The sequence below is a fragment of the Winogradskyella sp. genome, assembly GCF_016744625.1.
Taxonomy (GTDB): Bacteria; Bacteroidota; Bacteroidia; order Flavobacteriales; family Flavobacteriaceae; genus Winogradskyella.
In genome coordinates this window covers 1-15,456 of record NZ_JADGDZ010000030.1, presented here as the reverse complement: position 1 = coordinate 15,456, position 15,456 = coordinate 1, and the positions used below count along the sequence as shown (strand labels likewise).

The window sequence follows — 15,456 nt, the reverse complement described above, 5'->3', positions numbered from 1 at the left end:
TTATTTATCAAACCGCTTCAAAAGTGCTGGCAAATAAAAGATATCTGTAATCAAAGCTATTGCAACTGTTACTGCACAGAGCAATCCGAAATCTCTAACCGAAGGTGTTGCACTAGAGGCTATAATTAAAAACCCACCAACCAAAGCAATGGTTGTAGAAAATAAGGCGCTGCCTGTATAATGCATCGCATTATCCATTCTTGACTCTGGCACTCCTGTAATAGCTTTGCTTCGCCTGTATTTATAAACTAAATGTATGGTATCGTCCATAGCAATCCCTAACATTATTGGAGTAATCATTGCTGTAGTGACATCTAAAGGGATATCTAACAAATTCATAAAAATAGCCAAGACTGTTAGTGGTAATAAATTAGGGATTAGTACTAAAAGGGTTGTTCTTAAGCTTTTTATAAAAACCCATAGACACAAAAAGGCTACAAAAAAAGCAGCGAAAAAAGATTTAAATTGTGTTTCTAATATGAAATTATTGAGTTGCGCAAAAACAACAGCGAAACCATTAATCTTTAAACTATAATCCTTAGTGTTGAAAATAGATTCAAAATCACGCTTTATATCAACTAGTACTTGCTCTAATTCAGAAGTTTTCATTTCTCTTAAACTCAAAGTAAAACCAGCTGTAGTTAAGTCTTTAGAAAATAATTTAAAAAAGCTATTATCATTAGTATCAACTGTTGCTAAGGTGTTTTTGATTTTATCTTCGGACACATTAGTTTGAAATAAAACAGGTGTCCGCTTCTCTAAAAACGATTTAATATTTACTACAGATACTGGTGTTGAAATCAATGAGTTTGCTTCAAGTTTATTCTGGAAATCTTCAAGACGCTTCATAGCATCTATATTCAAAATGCTTTCGCCATTAACCACCGAAATATTAAGCTGTAATCTAGAACTTCCGTTAAGTTGACTTTCAACTAATCTTAAATCTTGTTTTGCTTTACCTTCGGCTAAAAGATTGGAAGAATTGGTGTCAATTTTTACTTGAAAAATTGAATAGAATCCAAAAAATAAAACTAATGTAAAACCAATAATAATGCTTGTTTTGTATTGTGTTGTAAAACCATTAAGCCAGTCTATAAAATTACTCTGAGAATATTTTTTTATACTTAAAACAGGTTTAGCTTGCTCAAAATTTAGAGTCATAAAACTAAAACCAATAATGGTAATCACATAGACCAAAATAAAACTCAAAATCAACCCAATACAGGTAAAAACTCCCATATTTTTAAATGCTGGAAGTGGAGATAAATACAGCGCAAAATAACCTACAAATGTGGTTAGTGTGGTATAAAAGCAAGGTGTATAACTCTTACGAACTGCTAAAGCTAAAAGCTGCACTTTAGAAAGTGTTTTATTAATAATTCCTTCCTTGTGATATATATTAATGATATGTACAGCATCACTTACACTATAGACCATAAGAATGGTTGGAATGAGCATAGAAATCATGTTCAGTGCAAACCCTAAAGACGTTATAAGACCAAACAATAAACTTACAGGTATGGCGACGGATAACAACGAAATAATGAGGTAACGCTTGCTTGGCAGCAAAAACAAAAGCAACAGTGTAATAATAAGAACCGTTAAAATTCCAAAGGTTAGGCTTTCTTTATAAATGCCTTTGCTGTAGGCTTCGTTTAATACTGGCGGACCTGTTAAATAATAGTTGGAATATTCTTTTTCTATGATGCTGCGGATCTCACCTGCAATGTCTTTGCGTTTTTCTTCAATTGTGGGAGTTGGATTCAATTGAATATAGAAAAAGTGATTCTTGTAATCCTTAGTCACTAGCTGAGAAGTAATATTTGGCAACTTAGAAAAGAGGCTTTTTAAACCTTTTTCACTTCGCTTAGGATTATATAAATCATCAAAGTTGATTCTATTATTGGCATAGATAGGATATTTCGCCTTGGCTAAGCTAAATGATGTTTTTACATATGGAAGCACTTCAATACTTTTATGCAACTGTTTTAATTGCTGTATCTCCACTTCGCCAACTGCGTTTTCAACCGGAAACATGGCGATGAAAATTTCATCGGACCCAAAATTTTCTTGAAAATCTATATAAGCTTTGTAACTTGGATCGTCTTCTAAAAACCATATGGAAAGTGAATTGTCAACACGTAATTTTTGAAGGGTTTGATAACCAGAAATTGCCATTAAAACAGCCAGAATAACAATGATGATTATTCTATGTTTTATAATGCTACTTATAACATTTTCAATCCTCTTCATCACAGTATTGGCTTAATTATAGCCGTTTTCGTTATTCAATTTTAGAGATAACAAAGGTACTGTTTCTAAACTGAACCTCGTCTCCAACTTCTTTTGATAATAACAATTTCGCCATTGGTGTTGATGGTGAAATAGCATAAAACTTAACCTTGTCAATTACAATTTCTCCTGCACTAATTGCTATAAAGTAATTTGATTGAGTCGAATACACTACACTTCCAAGAGCTACAGTTTGATGTTGAATTTCTTGATTGATCTTGTGGAGTGTTTCATTTAATTTTTGAATTTCTGCTAATTGATGACCTGCCTTCTCACGTTCTAATTGTAGCATTGCTCTGCCAGTTTCGTGCTTATCACCTGCACTACTTTTAGTTTCGGATTGTAGTGAATTCTGAATATCTAGAATCGTCTTTTGAATAACCTCTAAACGGTTATTTAAAAAGTCTTGGCATGCTTTGTAAAGTTGTTGTTTTGTGTTCATTCAATTAAATCTGCTAGTTCTTTGCCAACCAAACTGCCAATAGCAACTCCCATTCCACCTAATCGAACTCCGCAATACACATGGTTACTAAGTTGTTTAACTATCGCTTTCTTTTGTTGACCGACTCCCATTATACCTGACCAACGTTGGTCGATTTCATAATCTGTATTTGGTAAAATGGCAGTTCTCAGAAGTTCTTCGAGCTTATTTTGAATGATTTCTGTCTCGCCAAATTCAGCAGTTTCTTCAGTTTTGAAATCTAGATTTCGTCCACCACCAAAAAGAATTCGATTATCAATATTTCTAAAATAATAATAGCCTTTATCTAAATGAAATGTTCCTTTAATATGCAAGTCTTTAATTGGCTTAGTGATTAACACTTGTGCTCTTGCTGGTTTAATCGGTTGCTCAATGAGTTTCGTAGTAAAACCATTGGTTGAAATTAGTAGATTCTTTGATGAAAATTCGAAGTTATCTGCTTTAATTTTTATACCATTAGTATCCTCTTCAAACTCTTGTACAAGGCAATTATTTAATATTTTAATACCTTCTTGTTGTGCCTTATTCAATAAAGCTTCCATCATTTTCCCTGTATCAATCTGTCCTTCAAATTGATTAAAACTGTACTTGCTCTTTATATTTTCAAACTTAAAATTGTTATCTTTTAATGAAAATACATCATCTCTAAAAATGGGTTGTAAAAGCCGATTGATATCATTTTGCTCCACGGAACATACATCAAAAAGTGCTTCATCAGATTTTAAGAACAACTCATAGCCACCTAAATTCTTATAATCAATAGTTTTATCTCCTAGAGTTTTACGTAGTAATTGTAGTCCGTCAACACGCTTTTTAATGAGTTTTAAAACCTCATCTTCAGAATGATATTGAAGATCGTCTATAATTTCGCTCAAGCTACCAAAGCAAGCAAAACCGGCATTTTTTGTACTAGCTCCTTGAGGTAGCATTCCTTTTTCTAAAATTAGAATCTTAGATTTTGGAAATCGCTGCCTTAACTGAATCGCACAACTAATACCAACTATACCACTACCAACAATAGTATAGTCTATTTGAGATAACCAGGTTTTTATTTCCCAATACGATAAATTCATAGTATAAAAAAAGCTCCTAAATTTAGGAGCTTTTTATTTAATCTTCAATTTCTTTTTTAATCTCAAAATCTTCCATAAACTTAGTGGTATAATTACCCGCTAAATAATCTGGATGCTCCATTAATTGTCTGTGAAATGGGATTGTTGTTTTAATTCCTTCGATAACAAACTCATCTAAAGCACGCTTCATTTTATTAATTGCCTCTTCTCTAGTTTGCGCTGTTGTAATAAGCTTCGCAATCATAGAGTCATAATTAGGCGGAATACTATAGCCTGCATAAACATGAGTATCTAATCGCACACCATGCCCACCTGGTGCATGCAATGTTGTTATCTTACCTGGTGAAGGTCTAAAATCGTTAAATGGATCTTCTGCATTGATTCTACATTCTATAGAATGTAAGTTTGGTGTATAATTTTTACCAGAAATTGGCACACCTGCTGCCACTAATATTTGCTCTCTTATTAAATCGAAATCAATAACTTGTTCTGTAATTGGGTGCTCTACCTGAATACGAGTATTCATCTCCATAAAATAGAAGTTTCTATGTTTATCTACTAAAAACTCTACAGTACCAGCACCTTCATATTTAATATATTCAGCAGCCTTAACAGCGGCTTTACCCATTTTGTCTCTCAATTTATCCGTCATAAAAGGAGAGGGTACTTCTTCAGTAAGTTTTTGATGACGTCTTTGAACAGAACAATCTCTTTCTGATAAATGACAAGCTGTTCCGCGAGAATCACCTACAATCTGAATTTCTATATGACGAGGCTCTTCAATAAGCTTCTCCATATACATATCATCGTTTCCAAATGCAGCTTTAGATTCTGCACGAGCAGATTCCCATGCGTTTTGAAGTTCTTCTGGTTTCCAAACGGCACGCATTCCTTTTCCACCACCACCTGCTGATGCCTTAAGCATTACAGGGTAACCAGTTTCTTTAGCAACTTTTTTACAGTCTTCGAAAGTTTCAATTATACCTTCGCTTCCAGGTACACATGGCACACCAGCTGCTTTCATTGTGGCTTTTGCATTGGCTTTATCACCCATTCGGTCAATCATCTCTTCAGATGCTCCAATGAATTTAATACCATGCTCTTCACATATTTTTGAAAACTTTGCGTTTTCAGACAAGAATCCGTAACCTGGATGAATAGCATCTGCATTAGTAATTTCTGCTGCTGCTATTATATTGGCAATTTTAAGATAAGATTCACTACTTGCTGGAGGTCCAATACATACCGCTTCATCTGCAAACTTCACATGTAAGCTTTCTGCGTCTGCTGTTGAATAAACGGCAACGGTTTTAATTCCCATCTCCTTACAGGTTCTAATAACACGTAGTGCTATTTCACCTCTATTGGCAATAAGTATTTTTTTAAACATAACTTTTAGGTATTTAAAATTTCAAATTCCAAATTCCAACATGTTGGGAATTATACTTTGGAATTTTAAATCGGGTTATGATGGATCTACCAAGAATAATGGTTGATCAAACTCTACTGGTGACGAATCATCAACAAGTACTTTTACAATTTTACCAGAAACCTCTGATTCTATTTCGTTGAATAATTTCATGGCTTCAATAACACAAAGCACATCACCTTCTTTAATCTCCGTACCTACTTCTACAAAAACAGGTTTATCTGGTGATGGTTTGCGATAAAATGTCCCAATGATTGGTGATTTTATTGTAATATATTTTGAATCTTCACTTGCTACTGCAGGTGTCGCAGGTGTTTCTGCTGCTGGTGCTGCAACTTGCACTGGCATTTGTTGTGCCATTGGTGCAGCCTGCATTGGTATTTGCTGTACGATAGTAGTGTCGCTTTCTGAACCTGTTCTAATGGTAATTTTAATGTCATCCATTTCTAACTTAACTTCGCTTGCACCAGACTTGGCTACAAATTTAATTAAGTTCTGAATTTCTTTTAAATCCATAATATTTTGTGTTTGTTAGTTAGTTTTTTGTTAGGAATTATAAGCCCATTTAAAATAAATTGAACCCCAAGTAAATCCACCACCAAAGGCAGCGAATACTATGTTATCACCTTTTTTAAGTTGTGATTCGTAATCAAATAAGAGTAGAGGTAAAGTCGCAGAAGTTGTATTACCATACTTCTGTATATTCATCATTACCTTTTTTTTATCTAAATCAATTCTATTGGCTGTAGCATCAATAATTCGCTTATTAGCCTGATGAGCTGCTAACCATGCTACATCATCGTTTGTAAGATTGTTTCTCTTTAATATTTTTTCGGCTACATCTGCCATATTAAAAACAGCATTTTTAAACACTGTTTTACCATCCTGAAAAACATAATGCTTTCCTTCATTATATGTATCTGCATTAATTGGATAGGAAGATCCACCGTAAGTTGCTTGTAAAAATTCCCTTCCTTCACCATTACTTCTTAATAATTCATCCTGTAAACCTAAGCCTTCTTCATTTGGCTCAAACAATACAGCACCTGCACCATCTCCAAAAATGATACATGTTGCTCTATCTTTGTAATTAATAAAGGATGAGTTTTTATCAGCTCCTATTAAAAGGATTTTTTTGTAACGACCCGATTCTATATATGCTGATGCTGTAGACATACCAAAAAGGAAACTAGAGCATGCTGCTTCTAAATCATAAGAAAATGCATTTACAGCTCCAATCTGAGTAGCTGTGTAAGCTGCTGTTGACGCAGCCTTCATGTCTGGTGTTGCAGTACAAACAATAACCAGTTCAATTTCTTTCGGGTCTAATCCTTTTTTCTGAATTAAATCTTCTGCTGCTTTTATTGCTAAAAACGATGTGCCTTTCCCTTCATCTTTAAGGATTCTACGTTCTTTAATACCTGTACGAGAGGTAATCCACTCGTCGTTAGTCTCAACCATAGTTTCTAATACTTTGTTTGATAAAACAAAGTCTGGAACATAGCCTCCGACAGCTGTAATTGCCGCTGTGATTTTACTCATTATTAGCTTTTAGATTAATTAAAAGTATGGAAAATTGATAAAAATGAATGATTTTTAATCAATTTTCGTCGTTTTTTGGCAAATAATTATGCAAATTAAGTGGTTTTTGCTCGATTCAGAAAATTATAACAAAAAAAACGCTCACAAGTGAGCGTTTTCTTATATGCATGCATAATACTTATGCTACATTTTCTTCTTCAACAGAGTTGTCAATTAGTACTTGACCTCTGTAATATAATTTTCCATCATGCCAATGTGCTCTATGGTATAAATGTGGCTCACCAGTTGTTGGGCAAGTTGCTATTTGAGGTACAGAAGCTTTATAATGTGTTCTTCTTTTATCTCTTCTTGTTTTTGATATTTTACGCTTTGGATGTGCCATTTTAAATGTTATTTATCCGTTAATAGTTTTTTTAAATTATTCCAACGAGGATCAATATCCTCCGATGATTTTGTTTTATTGCCCTCTCCTGGACTTAATTCTTCTAATTTTGAAAGTATGTCCGACTGTAATGTGCCATCTTCAATACCTGGATGAATTCGTTTAACTGGAACAGCCAGCACAACAAGTTCATATATATATTGTGCGACATTAATTTCATAATCACCATGCGGAACAATTAATATGTCTTCATTGTCATCGTTATACTCATTACCAAACTTTACAACCAATTTAAACTGGTCATCAATAGCTTGATTATAAGGCTCATTAGTAATATCGCAATTAAGATTTATCAATCCCGTAGATAAAAAATACAACTCTAAAAAAGTTGATTTCTTTTCTAACTTAAGATCAATTTTTACATCAACCGCGTTAAACTCATCATACTCAAAATTCTGAAAGAACGTATTATCAATTTGATAATCAAAATGATGCTCTCCGACTTTTAATCCTATAAAAGGAATTATATAATCTTTTAATGCCTTCATTATCACACTCATTTTGAGCCTGCAAATATATAAATTTTTAATTATTTAGCAGCTAGATATTAACAATTTTTGTTTACAACTATCTAGATGCTTTTTTTAATGGGTTTTTGCCGTAATAATTATAGTCTTCTCTATTTCTAAATATTTGAATTGCAGCATAAATAGCATGCTTCATAGAACTTTCATCCGCAATACCTTTGCCTGCGATTTCATAAGCCGTACCATGATCTGGTGATGTTCTTATCTTTTCTAAACCAGCAGTATAGTTAACGCCTTGCCCAAAAGCAATAGTTTTAAACGGAATTAAACCCTGGTCATGATATGATGCGATGATTGCATCAAAGTTTTTGTAAGTATTAGAACCAAAAAAGCTATCCGCAGAATAAGGCCCATAAACTAAATGGCCTGTAGCCTTTATTTTTTCAAGTGTTGGTTTTAACACTGTATCGTCTTCATTACCTATAACTCCATTATCACCTGCATGTGGATTTATGGCTAAAACAGCAACTTTGGGTTTACTAATACCAAAGTCTTGCCTTAATGACTTTGTAACTGTGGCTATCTTTTCTATAATAAGATCTTCGGTTATAGAATTACTAGCATCTTTTAAAGGAACGTGATCTGTTAAAAGTCCAACACGCAAGCCTTCCGACACCATAAACATTAGACTCTTCCCATTTAAAGCTTTGGCTAAATAGTCTGTATGGCCGGGAAAATTAAATTTATCGGACTGAATATTATGCTTATTAATAGGAGCGGTAACCAAGACATCAATGATTCCATCCTTTAAAGATTTGGTCGCTGCTTCTAGAGATTTTATTGAATATTCACCTATTTTATTATCTACTTTACCAAACTCAATTTTTACAGGTTCCTTCCATACGTTAACTACATTCACCTTCCCATGAACCAGTTTTTCTGGAGTATCAATGTTGAAAAAGTTGATTTTACTCTGAAAATGATTCTTAAAAAACTGCATGGTCTTACCTGATGCAAAAATAACAGGTGTGCTTAATTCTAATGATCTAGGATCTTCGTAGGTTTTTATAATGATTTCTGGTCCTATACCATTAAGGTCACCGACAGAAATACCAACAATTATCTTTTCTTCTTTTCTCATATAAATGCGCTATCCTATTTTTTTATTAAAATTGATAATTGGCGTGCAATATGTATTTAACTTTGCGATTACAAATTTAACTCAAATTATGCATTATACCTTTGTAATGCTGTATAACTTGGATTGACTAATAAAACACAATATATGTTTACAGGTATTATTGAAGATTTAGGAACAATTGAAAAACTAGTTAAAGATGGTGGAAATCTTAATATCACAGTAAACACCTCTATTACTAGCGAATTAAAAATTGATCAAAGTGTTGCTCACAATGGTGTTTGCTTAACTGTTGTTGGTATTAATGGCAATTCTTATACCGTTACTGCAATACAAGAAACTCTAGATAAAACAAATCTAGGGTTACTTTCTGAAAACAATCTTATAAATATAGAGCGCGCCATGAAACTCGGTGACCGTTTAGACGGCCATATTGTTCAAGGTCATGTAGATCAAACAGCAACCTGTATAAACATCTTAGAGGAAGATGGCAGTTGGATTTTTACGTTTGAGTACGACAAAACCCTCAACAATATAACTATCGAAAAAGGCTCAATTACAGTAAATGGAGTGAGTCTAACAGTTGTAAATTCTGATATCAATAGTTTTTCAGTAGCTATAATTCCATATACTTATAACCACACAACTTTTAAAAATTTAAAAATAGAAGATACTGTTAATTTAGAATTTGATGTTATTGGGAAATACGTAAAGCGCCTTAATGACCTTAGAAGCTAGACAACTTGTTTTGAAATTTTGTGAACTTTGTAAGCGCCATAAATTAATGCCGCAACAAATAAAACAATAATACCATTATCAATAGGAAGGCCTGGAGGAGGAGGAGGCATTGGCGGAGGAGGTGTACTACCTTGAGCCATAGATATAAAACCTATGAAAAAAAATAAGATTGAGGCCAACATATTCTTGCTATGCATGCTATTAGTTAATGTGTAAAAGTATAAAAAAAACCGAGCTAACAAAATTAATTCAATTAAAAAACGTCTTTAAACGGTAAATATTATCGACGAACTACTTAAAATGTGGCAAATTAGGGAAGAAACTCACATTTCTTGTTAACATTTAACGCAAATATAATATTATTACGATTATAATAAACGCTCAAGACATTAAAAAAGTATTTAAATATTTCATTAATTAATTTTTATGTGAAATAAGCATTTTATTATAATGAAACTCTTCGTTGAAGTGTACTTTACCTAACTAAATAACATTGAGCTTTAGAACTGATTTTCTTTGTTATCTGGATTCAAATTTATTTAACTGAATACGAATACATATTTTCGAAATGATTATGTACTGACATTATTTGATTCGCAATAGAATTCCCTATAGACATGTCTTTACTTATAACATTGATTTCTATTTCAATATTTTCTTTATACACTGCAACTTTTTTTACACTAAATCTACCATTTAAGAAAAACACATCTAAACCGTTTTGTTCATCTTGTAGGTATAAATCAAACTCTCCGCTAAGCCAGTTTAAAAACTTATCGTAAAGCAGGTTGCTTGCAAAGGATTCTCTTTGAATCCATTGGTGATAAGGATTAACAAATGAAATATCTTTTTCTTTAGTCATAACAACATCATATTTCATTTATATCAATTTTCTAGTTTTTAGTATTTTAAGCTTATCATTTTTATTCATAATGATAAAGTGTGTAATCCCATTGATTACAATCTTTTTAATAGCTTTTGCTTCATTATCATTAAAATAGCTGGCATCATTACTGTACTCAAACTTCATATTTTTATTACCTAGCAATACATAGTTCCTTGAGGTATCATAACGAATCGTTTCTACCTCAGCATCAAACACGTTCCCTACACCAAAAATGTCTAAATAACCATCGTTGTTAATATCATGTGCTTCCACACATAGAGTTGGGCTAAATTGGGCATGCTTCGGTAATTTCTTAATCTCAAAATTGCCATTTCCGTTGTTCATTAAAATAATTGATTGGAAATTAGAAGCAGTTAAATGTGTTGCTCTGCTTAATTCGCTTTCCCCATAAATATCAATAATATTTGAAGCTGCGAATTCTTTATAAGTCTTTATTTTGTTATTTATAAACGTATTTTGTTCTGAAGAACATTGCTTACCTCTAACAGGAATTAACTCCCCTGTTTTTGAAACTTTACTAAGAATTATATCTAAAGACGAATTACTATCAAAATCATCTGCATAGACATGGAGTGGTTTTTCTTCACTTGGATGAAACTTATTGTTTTCTCCCCAATTACCGATGATGTAATCTTTAAAACCATCGTTGTCTAAATCTACTTCCTTGATGGTTTGGTACCAACCGTTTAAATCTTTTAATTCTGGTAATTCTCGTTTAGCAAAATGGGCATTATTATTTTCAAAAACAGTTATTGGCATCCATTCTCCAACAACTATGAGATCTTCATCACCATCGTTATCATAATCCGTAAAAACAGCCTCATTAACCATTTTTAATACTGATATCTCACTAATACGTTCTGCCGTAACATCCTTAAAATTACCGTTTTGGTTTTCTAGCAAATATGATGTGTCTGAAAGCGGATACTTACCATGTTGCACTCTACTACCAACGAAAATATCCATATCTCCATCTTTATCGTAATCTGCACTTGTAATACCTTTGGTGTTTGAAAGAATATTTGGTAATCTATTTGATTTTTTAAATTTCCCGCCACCATTATTTATATACAGTCTGTCTAGCAATAATGGACTGTTTTGCTCAACTTCATAACCACCAGATGCAACATAAAGGTCCATGTCATTATCATTGTCTACATCAATAAATATGGCATTAGTGTCTTCATATATTTTATCAGACTCAAATAACATTTCATTACTGCTTGTAAATTGTCCATCTTTATTTTGAATGAAAAGTGATCCTTTTTCATTTTTAGAATTTCCAACAAAGAAATCATCTAAACCATCATTATTAACATCAGCCACAGCTAAAGGGGTACTAATTTCTGATTGCTTTTGAGGAAGTAAAAGTTGCAACTTAAAATCGTTAAAATTGTTTTCTACTTGTTTATAGTCTATACCAAATGTGTTTGGATCTACTGTTTCAAACAATGTATTAGATTTTGTTTTTTCCTCTTTAGTAGGTATTGCATTCTTATAATTTAGACTTACATTATTGTTGGCCTCAACATTAGTGAATAGTTGTTGCTTTTTATTAGACCAGATTACCCTTACACTATCAATTTTTGTTCTTTCCTCTAACCCAAAATACAACTTGCTGGTAACTGAAGATTGATAACCTCTACTAACAAAAAGTGTTTTTGATTGTTGCAATCCTTCCGAATAGATATTGACGGTTGTCCCAATTCCTGATGCATTGTTTTCTGGTCCTTTAAAAGAAAAAGAGATATAGTTATTAATAGCGTTGTTTTTGTAAATGGAAGCCTCTTCAGATTGATTATTAACAATAAGATCTAAATCACCATCATTGTCTAAATCGGCATATACTGCTCCACAGGAATTAATTTTTACGTCTAATCCCCATTTTTGGGTAGTGTTGGTAAATGTTAAGTCTTTATTATTACTGAAAGCATAATTACTCAATTTCGTTGAAGGCATCATATCTATAGCCTGTTCTAAGGATACCTTTTTACGATTTTGAATATTAGCTTTCATCTGATTCCTAAAATCTTGATTAGACAAATCATTTTCAATACCGTTAGTAATAAACAAGTCATTATAACCATCATTATCAAAATCTGCAATTAATGGAGCCCAACTCCAATCGGTCTTTGCAATTCCGGCTAATTGCCCAATTTCACTAAAAGCACTATTGCCATTATTAAGTTGTAACATGTTAGACATGTATTGATGATGATAGCCAGCATCTACCAATAAATTAAAGTTTTCAGTGCTCATTGCTGCCATATTCTCTTTACTACGAATATGATCTTCGGCTAACATATCTAAAACAATTAAATCTGGTTTTAAATCGTTATTGATATCTGCAAAATCAGATCCCATACTATTAGCAGAAATATGCTTAAAATGGTCTAGAATTTCATCTTTAAACTTTCCGTTGCCTTTATTTATATATAGAAAATCGGGTTCTAGAAAATCGTTAGCTACATAAATGTCTAACAGATTATCATTGTTAAAATCACCTATAGAAGCACTAAGTCCCCAAGCTTTATTTTCTATACCAGCTTCTATTGTAATGTTAGAAAAACGATGACCATCATTTCTAAATAATTGATCTGAATTATAAGGCTCCTTAATCTCCTGAACACGAGGATCTATATGCGTGTTATTTCTAAAATCTTGACGATGATTTACCAAATACATATCTAAATCATTGTCGTTATCATAATCAAAAAAATAGGCTTGTGTAGAAAACCCAAAATGATCTAAGCCATATTCTGAAGCACTTTCCATAAATGTTTCATCTTTTTGATTGATGTAAAGTTTGTTTTTTCTGAGCTCATGATTATCTAAAGAACCCGATTTGCACACATATATATCTAGCCATCCATCGTTATTAATATCTATCATAGATACACCTGTTGTCCAACCATTATCATCTATAGTATTAGAACTAACGGTTATGTCTTTAAACTCGAGATTCCCTTTATTTACATATAATTTATTGGTTTCTTGATTTGAAGAAAAATATAAATCATCTAGTCCATCATTATTAATATCTCCAACTGCTACACCAGCACCATTATAGATATAAGAGTAATTTAAAAAATTAAAATAAAGATTTTCGGTGACGTTATTTGCAAAGTGAATATTAGTATGATTGTTATCTACTTTTTGGAATAACGTTGAGCTAACAGTTTCTTTTTCAGTTTTAGAACAGCTGCTAAAAACAACAATTAATAATAAACAAAATCGTTTAACGTAATACATATGTATCTATAAGTTTCATAATATAATTATGATAATAATTTAATGCAAATTTTCTGTTTTTATGTGATTTACTAAATTATCTATAGGTCTTCTAATATAATTAGAGCCTTTTAACCCCCTTTTTTCTAATGCTATTTCAATGTACTTTTTCCCATGGAATGCTATAGAACCAACAAAATGCAGAGGTACTGTCTTTAACTCTTCATTATATTGCATTATGTGTTTCTCTACAAAGAGATCCATCCCGTCTATTAATATTTTTTCTATAAATGGATGTTCCTTATTTTCGAATAAAAACCTAGCAAATTCAGCTAAATATTTATTAGGAGTGGAGGGCTGATATAGTTTTTTAACTACATTTTTTACGTTTAAATTAAACTGTTTTTCAAAAGAAAACTTTATTTCGTCTGGCATTTCCTTATAGAAATAGGCTCTTAAAAGTTCTTTGCCAAAGTAATTACCGCTTCCTTCATCCATAACAATATAACCTAATGAAGGCGTCTTTAAATGAACAGAATCGCCATCATAGAAACAGCAATTAGAGCCAGTGCCTAGAATGCAAACTACTGCAGGCTCACTCGTTGTTGCGTAAACGGCTGCCATAATATCTTCATTCGTAGTGGTATTTGCTTTTTCGAAAAATGAGGTTAATACTTTATCTACTTTTTTTTGATTCTTTTTAGTTCCACAACCTGCACCAAAAAAATGTATTGAAGTTACTAGTTCTTTATATTTTGCAAGCTCTACATCATCATAGATGATTTTTTTAAGTGCTTTTTTTGAAAGTATTGCTGGGTTTAACCCTTTTGTTCGAATTCTTATTGGGCTTTCAATTTCGCTTTTATATAAAATCCAGTCGCACTTTGTAGATCCACTATCAGCTATTAATAACATACGTTGTGTTTTAGGCGCTTAAGTTTAATTGATTGTCTTTAATTTTAGAAAGAAGTTCTTTAACAGAGTTCTTTCCTATTTCAAATCCCTTTTCGTGATGACAACTATTTACACTTACTCTTTTTTGTTTATTAATATATATGATGGGTATACCACCACTTATAAAATTTTCTAAATGTCCACATTCTTTTGGAAGGAATGTTCTTTTGATAGAGGAGAAAATTAAGCCATCTATAATGTTACTCTTAGATAAAAGGTTAGAATACTCAACCTCTTTATTAAAGTCATTACAAGACTGATATGCCATAATTCTGTAATCATTTCTCGAAGATTCTTCGGTAATTCCATTTAAAGACTCTAAAAAAAAATCATCTTTTAAATCTGGAAGTATAATACCCAAAATGTAACTCCTCTTATTTTTTAAGGCAGAAGCATGAATATTTGGTTTGTAGTTTAAAGCTTTAGCTGTTTTTACAACTTTAGTTTTAGTCTTAATACTTATTTCGGAACTATTATTTAATGCTTTAGAGACCGTAGAAACTGACAAATTTAAAACAGACCCTATATATTTTAATGTAATGCTATTAGTTCTCATATATCATTACTGCATTAAATAATTTGTTTTGCAAAAGTTCAAAAGATTCTTTAGAGACTCAACAATTACTAATTCTGTATCAATAACAGGTTCGTTAAGAAGTAACAAAATTGCACTTGCTTTATCATGTTCAATCTGTGTTATTTTTTTATTAGTAATTGCTTCAAATAATATTTTTGACGCATAAGATAAATTTCTAGACAATG

Annotated in this window: 16 protein-coding genes; 1 reads left to right on the top strand and 15 read right to left on the bottom strand. The window is 32.1% G+C overall.

From position 1 onward, the window contains the following. From QZZ53_RS08290 to pdxA, 9 genes are all read right to left on the bottom strand, one after another. Complete coding sequence (locus QZZ53_RS08290) at positions 1–2,253, bottom strand: MMPL family transporter (RefSeq protein ID WP_296383477.1); 2,253 nt, start codon at positions 2,251–2,253, stop codon at positions 1–3. A gap of 31 nt (positions 2,254–2,284) precedes the next feature. Next, on the bottom strand, positions 2,285–2,734 hold the full coding sequence (locus QZZ53_RS08285) for a 3-oxoacyl-ACP synthase (RefSeq protein ID WP_296383474.1): 450 nt from the start codon (positions 2,732–2,734) through the stop codon (positions 2,285–2,287). Continuing rightward, positions 2,731–3,846 (bottom strand): FAD-dependent oxidoreductase, encoded by a 1,116-nt coding sequence (locus tag QZZ53_RS08280; protein ID WP_296383473.1) that lies wholly within the window; start codon positions 3,844–3,846, stop codon positions 2,731–2,733. Before QZZ53_RS08280 ends, QZZ53_RS08285 begins: the two co-directional genes overlap by 4 nt. A 37-nt stretch (positions 3,847–3,883) precedes the next feature. Then, positions 3,884–5,236 carry an acetyl-CoA carboxylase biotin carboxylase subunit gene (gene accC, locus QZZ53_RS08275; RefSeq protein WP_296383471.1) on the bottom strand — a complete coding sequence of 451 codons (1,353 nt, stop codon included), beginning with the start codon at positions 5,234–5,236 and terminating at the stop codon, positions 3,884–3,886. A gap of 75 nt (positions 5,237–5,311) precedes the next feature. After that, positions 5,312–5,791: an acetyl-CoA carboxylase biotin carboxyl carrier protein gene (gene accB / locus QZZ53_RS08270; RefSeq protein WP_296383469.1), complete on the bottom strand. Its 480-nt coding sequence runs from the start codon at positions 5,789–5,791 to the stop codon at positions 5,312–5,314. Between the two features lie 30 nt (positions 5,792–5,821). Beyond that, complete coding sequence (locus QZZ53_RS08265) at positions 5,822–6,817, bottom strand: beta-ketoacyl-ACP synthase III (protein ID WP_296383466.1); 996 nt, start codon at positions 6,815–6,817, stop codon at positions 5,822–5,824. A 178-nt stretch (positions 6,818–6,995) separates the two neighbouring features. Then, positions 6,996–7,199, bottom strand: a complete 204-nt coding sequence (rpmF, locus tag QZZ53_RS08260; protein ID WP_114308164.1) for a 50S ribosomal protein L32 — start codon at positions 7,197–7,199, stop codon at positions 6,996–6,998. Positions 7,200–7,207: 8 nt separating this feature from the next. Further along, positions 7,208–7,747 carry a DUF177 domain-containing protein gene (locus tag QZZ53_RS08255; protein WP_296383463.1) on the bottom strand — a complete coding sequence of 180 codons (540 nt, stop codon included), beginning with the start codon at positions 7,745–7,747 and terminating at the stop codon, positions 7,208–7,210. 79 nt (positions 7,748–7,826) lie between these two features. Then, a complete protein-coding gene (pdxA, locus tag QZZ53_RS08250) occupies positions 7,827–8,867 on the bottom strand; it encodes a 4-hydroxythreonine-4-phosphate dehydrogenase PdxA (protein ID WP_296383462.1) in 1,041 nt (346 codons plus the stop codon). A 144-nt stretch (positions 8,868–9,011) separates the two neighbouring features. On the opposite strand from pdxA, the gene QZZ53_RS08245 reads away from it, so the two are divergent. After that, a complete protein-coding gene (locus tag QZZ53_RS08245) occupies positions 9,012–9,602 on the top strand; it encodes a riboflavin synthase (protein WP_296383461.1) in 591 nt (196 codons plus the stop codon). Here the strand turns inward: QZZ53_RS08245 and QZZ53_RS08240 are convergent. The 6 genes from QZZ53_RS08240 to QZZ53_RS08215 form a co-directional block, all read right to left on the bottom strand. After that, the gene (locus QZZ53_RS08240; protein WP_296383460.1) at positions 9,599–9,742 is read right to left on the bottom strand and encodes a PID-CTERM protein-sorting domain-containing protein; all 144 of its coding nucleotides are present in this window, start codon (positions 9,740–9,742) and stop codon (positions 9,599–9,601) included. The genes QZZ53_RS08245 and QZZ53_RS08240 overlap by 4 nt on opposite strands. A 395-nt stretch (positions 9,743–10,137) precedes the next feature. Beyond that, entirely contained in the window at positions 10,138–10,482 is a 345-nt protein-coding gene (locus QZZ53_RS08235) for a hypothetical protein (RefSeq protein ID WP_296383458.1), read from the bottom strand. Continuing rightward, a complete protein-coding gene (locus QZZ53_RS08230) occupies positions 10,483–13,761 on the bottom strand; it encodes a VCBS repeat-containing protein (protein WP_296383456.1) in 3,279 nt (1,092 codons plus the stop codon). Between the two features lie 39 nt (positions 13,762–13,800). After that, positions 13,801–14,655, bottom strand: coding sequence for an N-acetylglucosamine kinase (locus QZZ53_RS08225; protein WP_296383453.1), 855 nt, complete (start codon positions 14,653–14,655; stop codon positions 13,801–13,803). Between the two features lie 10 nt (positions 14,656–14,665). Continuing rightward, positions 14,666–15,250 (bottom strand): LacI family DNA-binding transcriptional regulator, encoded by a 585-nt coding sequence (locus QZZ53_RS08220; protein WP_296383451.1) that lies wholly within the window; start codon positions 15,248–15,250, stop codon positions 14,666–14,668. Positions 15,251–15,256: 6 nt separating this feature from the next. Further along, the coding region (locus QZZ53_RS08215; RefSeq protein ID WP_296383449.1) for a hypothetical protein at positions 15,257–15,456 on the bottom strand (200 nt) is incomplete at its 5' end.

Excerpts from the sequence above, each read along its gene's own strand:
- QZZ53_RS08290 (WP_296383477.1), bottom strand. The coding sequence starts at position 2,253 with ATGAAGAGGATTGAAAATGTTATAAGTAGCATTATAAAACATAGAATA.
- QZZ53_RS08285 (WP_296383474.1), bottom strand. The coding sequence starts at position 2,734 with ATGAACACAAAACAACAACTTTACAAAGCATGCCAAGACTTTTTAAAT.
- QZZ53_RS08280 (WP_296383473.1), bottom strand. The coding sequence starts at position 3,846 with ATGAATTTATCGTATTGGGAAATAAAAACCTGGTTATCTCAAATAGAC.
- accC (WP_296383471.1), bottom strand. The coding sequence starts at position 5,236 with ATGTTTAAAAAAATACTTATTGCCAATAGAGGTGAAATAGCACTACGT.
- accB (WP_296383469.1), bottom strand. The coding sequence starts at position 5,791 with ATGGATTTAAAAGAAATTCAGAACTTAATTAAATTTGTAGCCAAGTCT.
- QZZ53_RS08265 (WP_296383466.1), bottom strand. The coding sequence starts at position 6,817 with ATGAGTAAAATCACAGCGGCAATTACAGCTGTCGGAGGCTATGTTCCA.
- rpmF (WP_114308164.1), bottom strand. The coding sequence starts at position 7,199 with ATGGCACATCCAAAGCGTAAAATATCAAAAACAAGAAGAGATAAAAGA.
- QZZ53_RS08255 (WP_296383463.1), bottom strand. The coding sequence starts at position 7,747 with ATGAAGGCATTAAAAGATTATATAATTCCTTTTATAGGATTAAAAGTC.
- pdxA (WP_296383462.1), bottom strand. The coding sequence starts at position 8,867 with ATGAGAAAAGAAGAAAAGATAATTGTTGGTATTTCTGTCGGTGACCTT.
- QZZ53_RS08245 (WP_296383461.1), top strand. The coding sequence starts at position 9,012 with ATGTTTACAGGTATTATTGAAGATTTAGGAACAATTGAAAAACTAGTT.
- QZZ53_RS08240 (WP_296383460.1), bottom strand. The coding sequence starts at position 9,742 with ATGGCTCAAGGTAGTACACCTCCTCCGCCAATGCCTCCTCCTCCTCCA.
- QZZ53_RS08235 (WP_296383458.1), bottom strand. The coding sequence starts at position 10,482 with ATGAAATATGATGTTGTTATGACTAAAGAAAAAGATATTTCATTTGTT.
- QZZ53_RS08230 (WP_296383456.1), bottom strand. The coding sequence starts at position 13,761 with ATGTATTACGTTAAACGATTTTGTTTATTATTAATTGTTGTTTTTAGC.
- QZZ53_RS08225 (WP_296383453.1), bottom strand. The coding sequence starts at position 14,655 with ATGTTATTAATAGCTGATAGTGGATCTACAAAGTGCGACTGGATTTTA.
- QZZ53_RS08220 (WP_296383451.1), bottom strand. The coding sequence starts at position 15,250 with ATGAGAACTAATAGCATTACATTAAAATATATAGGGTCTGTTTTAAAT.